Raw genomic sequence first — 577 nt, forward strand, 5'->3', positions numbered from 1 at the left:
CTACAGACTCACTAAGTTTTTTTTGATGAATGATAACTCATTCGATAAGTCTTAACAAGGAGAAGGTTTTAGGCGAAAAAATTTTAGAAAATTGTAAAAATTAGACAATGTTTAAAAAATTTCATACAAATTTTGACAGTTTTTAGCTACAAAATCTAGGTTCATGCTGAATCTGACAACCAAAATTATTATTATAAATGCGTTAAAATTAAACAGAACCAAACGAAAACATGACTTTCTTAATTATTCTATTGCTGGCGGCGGTGAAAGGCGAATTTGTAATGCATCGAACAGAAAAACCGCTGCATCCGAGCGCCTCATACGCGTTGTCCGTACTTCATTGTCCCAATCGATTTCGCCACATCGACGGTACTTTATGGATTGGTCTTAAGCTATTGCCCCACGTAATACCCTTGGATATTTTTCCGGCCAAAGTTAAAATGGTTGAGGAAATGTTGGAAACGATCAATTTATTACTAAGAAATGAAGGGTCTAAAATTGTTGGCCGCCAATTGATGGCCTATAAGCGCTATTTTTCACGCTATCATCAAGAAAGACGCGCGGGGAAGTTACCTCA

General features: G+C 36.6%; 1 protein-coding gene. It reads left to right on the plus strand.

Features of this window, described 5'->3' with window-relative positions:
* Nucleotides 1-230 precede the first annotated feature (230 nt).
* Nucleotides 231-577, plus strand: a 347-nt coding sequence (locus GY937_07025; GenBank protein ID MCP5056466.1) for a hypothetical protein, incomplete at its 3' end; no start/stop codon positions are given.

The organism is bacterium, assembly GCA_024228115.1.
Taxonomy (GTDB): Bacteria; Myxococcota_A; UBA9160; order UBA9160; family UBA6930.